Raw genomic sequence first — 8,550 nt, 5'->3', positions numbered from 1 at the left:
GCCGGGGTGGCCGGGGCTGAACGACAGCGCGTGCTTGATGTCGGTCAGCAGCAGCTCCTGGTGCTGCTGTTCGTGGTRCAGGCCGAGCGTGACCAGCGCGGCCAGTTCCGCATCGCCGCCGCGCTGCGCGATCAGCGCCTGCATGCGCGCATCGACATCGGCGCGGTAGCGCAGCACGTCGGCCAGTGCCGGGCGCGTCACCAGGCCTCGTTTGGCGCGCGGGTACTGGTCGCCGATGCCGTTGTAGTAGCTGTTGTAGAGCACGCGGAAGCGCGCGTCGTGCGGCTGGAACTCGCGCTCGAAGCGCTCCAGCAGGAAGGTCTCGAAGAACCAGGTGACGTGCGCGAGGTGCCACTTCGTCGGGCTCGCGTCGGGCATCGACTGCACCTGGCAGTCTTCGGGCGACAGCGGCGCGGCCAGCGCGAGGCTGGTCTCGCGAACCTGGGCATACCGATTGCCGAGCGGACTGTTCGGCTGGACGGGAAGGCTGCCGCTGCGGGGCAAGCTGTGGGACTGCATCGGTGTCTCCTGCGCCGTCGGTCGGCGCCGATCGCAGCGACCTTACACCGATCTCGCCGGCAGCAGTGCCGCGTCGACGGATTCCCTTTCATCGAACACGAAACAGTGGCCGTCGAAGTGCCTGCCGCCGGCCTCCTCGAAGTATTTCAGGATGCCGCCCTCGAGCTGCAGCACGTTCTCGACGCCGGCCTCGGCCATGAACAGCGCCGCCTTCTCGCAGCGGATGCCGCCGGTGCAGTAGCTGACCACCGTCTTGCCCTGCAGCTCGGCCGCATGCGCGCGCAGCGCCTGCGGGAATTCGGTGAACTTGGTGATGCGCCAATCGATCGCGTTCTCGAAGCGGCCGTGGTCCACCTCGAAGGCGTTGCGGGTGTCGAGCATCACCACCTCGCGGCCGCTGTCGTCATGGCCGGCATCGAGCCAGCGCGCGAGCGTCCGCGCGTCGACCGCCGGGGCGCGCCCCGATTCGGGCCGGAACTGCGGGTGGTTCATCCGGATGATCTCGGGCTTGACCTTCACCAGCAGCTTGCCGAACGGCACCGCATCCGACAGGCTCTCCTTCGGCGCCAGTGCCGCGAAGCGCGCGTCGCCGCGCAGCCAGGCCACGAAGCCGCGCACCGCGTCGGGCGCGCCGGCCAGGAACAGGTTGATGCCCTCTTCGGCGAGCAGCACCGTGCCCTTCAGGTGGTGACCGGCTGCTTGTGAGCGAATGCTCTCGCGCAGCGCCTGCGTGTCCGTCAGGGTCACGAACAGGTAGGCGGAGATGTTGAGGATGGGTTTCATATTCGTGCGAAGCCCGGCATTTTACGGAGCGCAGGCTCTCTAAAATCGCCCGATGGCTTTCATCCACCTGCGCACCCACACCGAGTTCTCCGTCGTCGATGGCACCCTGCGGATCGACGAGCTGGTGGACGCCGCCGCGCAGGACCACCAGCCGGCCCTCGCGATCACCGACCTGTCGAACCTGTTCGGCGCGGTCAAGTTCTACAGCGCCGCCCGCAAGAAGGGCGTGCAGCCGATCATCGGTGCCGACATCTGGCTCGAGCCCGACACCACCGTCGGCGAGAAGAACCCGAGCCGCCTGCTGCTGCTGGTGCAGAGCGCGGCGGGCTACCACAACCTGTGCGAGCTGCTGTCGCGCGGCTGGGTGCTGAACGCGCAGCGCGCGCAGGCCTGGCACAAGCTCGACTGGCTGCAGGAACTCAACGGTGGGCTGATCGCGCTGTCGGGCGCCGAGATGGGCTCGATCGGCCAGGCCCTGATGGCGCAGGACACCGCGCGTGCCACCGCGGCGGCGCAGAAGCTGGCCGCGATCTTCGACAAGCGCTTCTACCTCGAGCTGCAGCGCGCCGGCCAGCCGACCAACGAGGCCCATGTGCGCGCCGCGGTGCCGCTGGCGGCCGCGCTGCGCCTGCCGGTGGTCGCGACGCACCCGGTGCAGTTCCAGACGCCGGACGACTTCGAGGCCCACGAGGCCCGCACCTGCATCGCCGAGGGCGAGACGCTGACCAACCCGCGGCGCGTCAAGCGCTTCACGCGTGAGCAGTACTTCAAGTCGCAGGCGCAGATGGAGGCCTTGTTCGCCGACCTGCCGAGCGCGCTCGCCAACAGCGTCGAGATCGCGAAGCGCTGCAGCCTGACGCTGGTGCTCGGCAAGCCGCAGCTGCCCGATTTCCCGACGCCCGAGGTCAATGGCGAGCGCATGGCGCCCGAGGCCTACTTCCGCTACGCATCGCACGAGGGGCTGAAGGAGCGCATGCTGCACCTGTACCCGGACGCGGCGCAGCGCGAGCGCGAGATGTCGCGCTACGTGGACCGGCTCGATTTCGAGATCAATACGATCCTGAAGATGGGCTTCCCCGGTTACTTCCTGATCGTGGCCGACTTCATCATCTGGGCCAAGACCCACGGCTGCCCGGTCGGCCCGGGCCGCGGCTCGGGCGCCGGCTCGCTGGTGGCCTATGCGCTGAAGATCACCGACCTGGATCCGCTGCGCTACAACCTGCTGTTCGAGCGCTTCCTGAACCCCGAGCGGGTCTCGATGCCCGACTTCGACATCGACTTCTGCCAGGGCAACCGCGACCGCGTCATCGACTACGTGAAGGACAAGTACGGCCGCGAGGCCGTCAGCCAGATCGCGACCTTCGGCACGATGGCGGCCAAGGCCGCGCTGCGCGACGTGGGCCGCGTGCTCGGCATGGGCTACGGCCACGTCGACGGCATCGCGAAGCTGGTGCCGGCACCGCCCGGCAAGACCGTCACGCTGAAGCGCCCCGGCGACAAGCCCGACAGCGGCATCATCTACGCGCGCACCGAGGCGCCGGAGCTCGAGGAGCGCGAGAAGAACGAGGAAGAGGTCGCCGAGCTGCTCGCGCTGGCCGAGCGTGTCGAGGGCATGGTGCGCAACATCGGCATGCACGCCGGCGGCGTGCTGATCGCGCCCGGCAAGATCACCGATTTCTGCCCGCTGTACATGCAGCCCGGCAGCAACAGCGCGGTCAGCCAGTTCGACAAGGACGATGTCGAGGCGATCGGCCTGGTCAAGTTCGACTTCCTGGGCCTCGCGACGCTGACCATCCTCGAGATGGCGAAGGACTTCATCGTCGCGCGCCATCCGTCGCGCAAGGATTTCGCGTTCGAGAAGATCCCGCTGACCGACCGCGGCGCCTACCAGCTGATGAGCGAGGGCAAGACGGTGGCCGTGTTCCAGCTGGAATCCACCGGCATGCAGCGCATGCTGAARGAYGCGAAGCCGAGCGTCTTCGAGGACATCATCGCGCTGGTGGCGCTGTACCGCCCGGGCCCGATGGACCTGATCCCGAGCTTCTGCGCGCGCAAGCACGGCCGCGAGGAGGTCGAGTACCCGCACCCGCTGATGAAGGAGGTGCTGGAAGAGACCTACGGGATCATGGTCTACCAGGAGCAGGTGATGCAGGTCGCCCAGCGCCTGGGCGGCTACTCGCTCGGCGGCGCCGACCTGCTGCGCCGCGCGATGGGYAAGAAGAAGCTCGAGGAGATGGTCAAGCACCGAGCGACCTTCGCCGAGGGCGCGGCCGCGAACGGCATCGCCGAGCCGCTCGCGAACGAGATCTTCGACCTGATGGAGAAGTTCGCCGGCTACGGCTTCAACAAGTCGCACGCTGCCGCCTACGCCCTGCTCGCGTACCACACGGCCTGGCTGAAGGTGCACTACCTGGCCGAGTTCACCGCGGCCAACATGAGCGTCGCGCTGGACGACACCGACAAGCTCAAGATCTTCCACGACGACGCGGTGATGCTGGGCATCACCTTCGAGCCGCCGAACATCAACACCGGCACGCACCGCTTCGAGCCGGTCGCCGACAAGGTGGTGCGCTACGGCCTGGGCGCGATCAAGGGCACCGGCCAGAGCGCGATCGAGGCGATCGTGCAGGCGCGCACCGACGGCGGCCCGTTCAAGAGCCTGTTCGACTTCTGCGCGCGGGTCGACCGCAGCCGCATGAACAAGCGAACCGTCGAGGCGCTGATCAAGGCCGGTGCCTTCGACCTGCTGCACCCGGAGCGCTCGCTGCTGGTGGCGAGCATCGGGCTCGCGTTCGAGTACGCCGACACGCAGGCCGCGCACGCCGACCAGGGCGGGCTGTTCGACTTCGGTGACTCCCATGCAGYGTCGACGCAGGAGCCCGAGCTGGTGCAGGTGCCGCCGTGGAGCATCAAGGAGCGGCTCAGCTTCGAGAAGGTCGCGCTCGGCTTCTACCTGTCGGGCCACCTGTTCGACCAGAGCGGCGACGAGGTGCGGCGCTTCGCCAAGCGCAAGATCGCCGACGTGATCGACAGCCGCGAGCCGCAGATGCTGGCCGGCATCGTCGGCGACCTGCGGGTGATCAACGGCCAGCGCGGCCGTGTCGCGATCTTCAAGCTCGACGACAAGAGCGAGGCGATCGAGGCGGTGGCCAACGAGGAGCTGTTGAACGCCAACAAGGACCTGCTGAAGGACGACGAATTGATCATCGTCTCCGGCAAGGTGCAGCCCGACCGCTTCTCCGGCGGCATGCGCCTGAACGTGCAGCAGGTGTGGGATCTCGCGACCGCGCGCTGCCGCTTCGGCAAGTACCTGCGCGTCGAGGTCAACGGCAGCGTGCCGCCGGTGGCCGAGGTGCTGCGCGACTTCCCGAGCCGGCGCGTGCAGACCGACCAGGGCACGACGACGCAGGGCCTGGCAGTGCGGTTGGTGGTGCAGCGCGAAGCGGCCGTCGGTGAACTCGACCTGGGCGAGGAAAGCCGCTTCTTCCCGAGCGATGCGGCGCTGGCGCGCTGGGTCGAGAGCGCGCATGGGCGGGCCGGCATCGTTTACGAGTAGTACTTACCAGTAGTCACGAGTTGGCACATTCCCTGTCGGCACCACACGCTTCAGCAACGTTCTAGGTTCATCATCAGATCTGCGTCAACACGCAGGAGGTCGTTATGAAGCAAGCACTCGCCCTGATCACGCTGGCCGTTGCCAGTGCATCATCCTTTGCCACCGACGTTGGCGTGTCGGTCAGCGTCAGCCAGCCGGGCGTCTACGGCCGCATCGACATCGGCAATGCGCCGCCGCCGGTCGTGATCAACCCGCAGCCGATCATCATCCAGCAGCCGCCGACGGTCGTCGTCGAACGCCGCCCGATCTACCTGCGCGTTCCGCCCGGACACCAGAAGAACTGGAAGCGCTACTGCGGCCAGTACGCGGCCTGCGGGCAGCCGGTGTACTTCGTGCGCGAGGACTGGTACCAGGAGCACTGGCGCCGTGAGCACGAGCATGACCACGACCGCCGCGATGACCACGGCCGGGGCCATGGCCGCGGGCATGACAAGCACGACAAGCAAGACAAGCGCGACAAGCACGACCACTGATCCGGGCTGAACCGGATCGGTCGGCGGGCCCGGGGTGTCTACACTCGGGGCCCATGCCGCCACCACCCACCACGGGCCTGATCCTCACCGGAGGCGGGGCCCGTGCCGCCTACCAGGTCGGCGTCCTGAAGGCCCTCGCGCAGATCCGCCGCGAGGTCTCGCCGGACGACCGCAGCAATCCCTTCCCCGTGATCACCGGCACCTCGGCCGGCGCGATCAATGCCGCCGCGCTGGCCAGCCATTGCGACGACTTCGACGCGGCCGTCGCGGCGCTGTGCGAGGTGTGGGAGAACTTCCGCGCCGAGCAGGTGTACCGCTCCGACTCGATCGGCGTGATCCGCACCGGCGCGCGCTGGCTGACGATGATGTCGATCGGCTGGGTGATCGCCCGCTGGCGCCGCGCGCGCCCGCGCTCGCTGCTCGACAACTCGCCGCTCGATGCGTTGCTGCGGCAGATGGTGTCGGTGGGCCGGCTGCACGAGCTGATGAACGCCGGGCACCTGAAGGCGCTGGCGGTGACCGCGTCGAGCTACAGCTCGGGCACGCACGTGACCTTCTACGATTCGGTGCAGGACATCGTGCCGTGGACGCGTTCGCAACGCGTCGCGGTGCGCGATGCGATCACCGTGCCGCACCTGCTGGCCTCGGCCGCGATCCCGTTCGTGTTCCCTGCCGTGCCCTTGAACTTCGAGGGCATGGTCGAGTATTTCGGCGACGGCTCGATGCGCCAATCGGCGCCGATCTCGCCGGCGGTGCACCTGGGGGCGAGCCGCATCCTGGTGGTCGGTGCCGGCCGCATGCACGAGCCGCCGGGGCGCCGGCAGGTGAACGGCGACTACCCGAACATCGCGCAGATCGCCGGCCATGCGCTGTCGAACATCTTTCTCGATGCGCTGGCGGTGGACGTGGAGCGGCTGCAGCGGGTCAACAACACGCTGTCGCTGCTGCCGCCGGAGGCGCTCGCGCGCACCAGCCTGCGGCCGATCGACGTGCTGGTGATTGCGCCGAGCGAGCGGCTCGACGATCTCGCGGCCAAGCACCTGGCGAGCCTGCCGGCGCCGGTGCGGGCGCTGCTGCGCGGCGTGGGGGTCTCGGGCCGCGGTGCCGATACGCGCGGTGCGGCACTGGCGAGCTACCTGTTGTTCGAGGCGCCGTACACGCGTGAGCTGGTGGCGCTGGGCGTGGCCGACACGCTGAAGCGGCGCGAGGAAGTCGCGCGCTTTTTCGGCTGGGATGGTCGCTGAGGTCGACGCAGCAAAGGCAGTGGATCGATGCGACGAGCCTTCGCGGGCCAGACGGGACTTCGATACCTCAGTCCGAACGGATGGTGGCGGGCCTGCGTCGAACACTCGCCACCCGTTCGGGCTGAGGTATCGAAGCCTGCGCTGTTTGCGGGCCCACGAACACAACCTGCGCGCACAGCACAACGAAGCAAGAAACGAAAACGCCCCGCGATAGCGCGAGGCGTTGCAGCAACCAGGTTCGTGGCCTGGTGCAGTGATCACTTCTTCATCGGTTCCTTCTTGGAATCGGTCGCAGCCGCGGCCTTGTAGGCCCCACCGTTGACCGTCAGGCCGGCATCGGACAGCTTCGCGGCCTGGTGCTCCTTCACGCCCTTCACGCGACCCATCACGTCGCTCCAGTCCTTGAACTCACCCTTCTTGCGCTCGGTCAGCATGCGCGTGGCCATCGCCGGACCGATCCCCTTGACCGCTTCGAGCTCGGCCTGCGTCGCCTTGTTGATGTCGACGCCCGCCGCAAACGCCAGCGCCGAGAACAGCGCCAGCAACGTGGCGATGATGGTCTTCTTGAACATGGTGATCCTCTCCTGGAAGGTTGACGGATTGCCGGTTGACAACCCGCCGGCCTAACGAGGCCCTTCGAGGGAGCGTTGACCGGTCAGGACCGGTACAGATGCACCTTATTGACCCGCTGCCGCGAGCCAGTCGACATAGCGCTTCACGCCACCGGCCACATCGGTGAACGCATGGTCGCAACCTGTTGAGCGCAGTCGCGACAGGTCAGCCTGTGTATGGCTTTGGTACTTGCCGACCAGCGCCTGCGGGAACTCGATGTACTCGATGAACCCCTTCGCGACCAGCTCGCTCAACGGCAGCGGCGGTTCGCCCTTCAGCGCGCGCGACGCATTGACGGTGGCCTCGGCGACGTCGTTGAACGGCTGCGCGCGCCCGGTGCCGAGGTTGAAGATGCCGCTCTGCCCCGGGTGCTGCAGGAACCACAGGTTCACCGCGACCACGTCGTCGACGAAGATGAAATCGCGGTTCTGCTCGCCCGGCCCGTAGCCCCCGTACTCGCCGAACAGCTTCACCTTGCCGGTCTCGCGGAACTGGTTGAAGTGGTGGAACGCCACCGACGCCATGCGGCCCTTGTGCTGCTCGCGCGGGCCGTAGACGTTGAAGTAGCGGAAGCCCACCACCTGGCTGCGGTTGGCATGCAGCATGCGCCGCACCACGTTGTCGAACAGCAGCTTCGAGTAGCCGTAGACGTTCAGCGGCCGCTCGAACGCCGGCTCTTCGCGGAAGGTGTCGCTGCCGCCGTAGGTGGCCGCCGACGACGCATACAGCAGCCGCGTGCCCTGCGCCTGGCAGGCGTCGAGCAGGTCCTTGCTGCAGCGGTAGTTGGTGTCGAGCATGAAGCGCCCGTCGTGCTCCATCGTGTCGGAGCACGCGCCCTGGTGCAGCACCGCGTCGACCTTGCCGAAGTCGCCGTTCGCGAAGCGCGCGTAGAACTCGCCCTTGTCGAAGTAGTCGCTGAGCTTCGCGCCCAGCAGGTTGCGGTACTTCGGGCCGTCGGTCAGGTCGTCGACGGCAATCACGTCGTCGATGCCGATGGCGTTGAGCCCGTGCACGATGTTGCTGCCGATCATGCCGGCTGCGCCGGTAACCACCACCTTCATTCGAACAACTCCTCGTAGCTGACGCTGGCCGTGCCGAACTTGCCGACGACGATGCCGCCGGCGCGGTTGGCTATCGGCATGGCCTCGCGCAGGTTGATGCCGCACGCGAGCATCGCGGCCAGCGTCGCGATCACGGTGTCGCCGGCACCAGTCACGTCGAACACCTCGCGCGCCTGCGCCGGCACGCGGGTGTGGCCGTCGCTGCCGTCGGCGTTCTCGTCGAACAGCGACATGCCTTCTTC

8 protein-coding genes are annotated in these 8,550 nt (G+C 67.7%); 3 read left to right on the top strand and 5 right to left on the bottom strand.

The annotated features are described in order from the left end of the window. Positions 1-519 (bottom strand): DinB family protein (locus AC1D12_RS17085; RefSeq protein WP_477841724.1); only part of this gene is annotated, 519 nt, incomplete at its 3' end. Positions 520-561: 42 nt separating this feature from the next. After that, complete coding sequence (locus tag AC1D12_RS17080; RefSeq protein WP_477826320.1) at positions 562-1,302, bottom strand: sulfurtransferase; 741 nt, start codon at positions 1,300-1,302, stop codon at positions 562-564. A gap of 52 nt (positions 1,303-1,354) precedes the next feature. Between AC1D12_RS17080 and dnaE the strand changes: the two genes are divergently transcribed. The 3 genes from dnaE to AC1D12_RS17065 all read left to right on the top strand — a co-directional run bounded on the left by dnaE (position 1,355) and on the right by AC1D12_RS17065 (position 6,635). Beyond that, complete coding sequence (gene dnaE / locus AC1D12_RS17075; RefSeq protein WP_477841722.1) at positions 1,355-4,858, top strand: DNA polymerase III subunit alpha; 3,504 nt, start codon at positions 1,355-1,357, stop codon at positions 4,856-4,858. 104 nt (positions 4,859-4,962) lie between these two features. Next, the gene (locus AC1D12_RS17070; RefSeq protein WP_465114006.1) at positions 4,963-5,391 is read left to right on the top strand and encodes a hypothetical protein; all 429 of its coding nucleotides are present in this window, start codon (positions 4,963-4,965) and stop codon (positions 5,389-5,391) included. A gap of 53 nt (positions 5,392-5,444) precedes the next feature. After that, positions 5,445-6,635, top strand: a complete 1,191-nt coding sequence (locus AC1D12_RS17065; protein ID WP_477841720.1) for a patatin-like phospholipase family protein — start codon at positions 5,445-5,447, stop codon at positions 6,633-6,635. A gap of 257 nt (positions 6,636-6,892) precedes the next feature. Here AC1D12_RS17065 and AC1D12_RS17060 read toward each other — a convergent pair whose 3' ends face one another. The 3 genes from AC1D12_RS17060 to AC1D12_RS17050 form a co-directional block, all read right to left on the bottom strand. After that, the gene (locus AC1D12_RS17060; protein WP_477829246.1) at positions 6,893-7,207 is read right to left on the bottom strand and encodes a ComEA family DNA-binding protein; all 315 of its coding nucleotides are present in this window, start codon (positions 7,205-7,207) and stop codon (positions 6,893-6,895) included. 105 nt (positions 7,208-7,312) lie between these two features. Then, entirely contained in the window at positions 7,313-8,308 is a 996-nt protein-coding gene (gene rfaD / locus AC1D12_RS17055) for an ADP-glyceromanno-heptose 6-epimerase (RefSeq protein WP_477841718.1), read from the bottom strand. Continuing rightward, positions 8,305-8,550, bottom strand: a 246-nt coding sequence (locus AC1D12_RS17050; protein WP_477841716.1) for a PfkB family carbohydrate kinase, incomplete at its 5' end; no start/stop codon positions are given. The genes rfaD and AC1D12_RS17050, both read right to left, overlap by 4 nt.

Source organism: Rhizobacter sp. P1_G5 (assembly GCF_056405435.1).
This window is presented reverse-complemented; position numbering and strand designations above follow the sequence as displayed.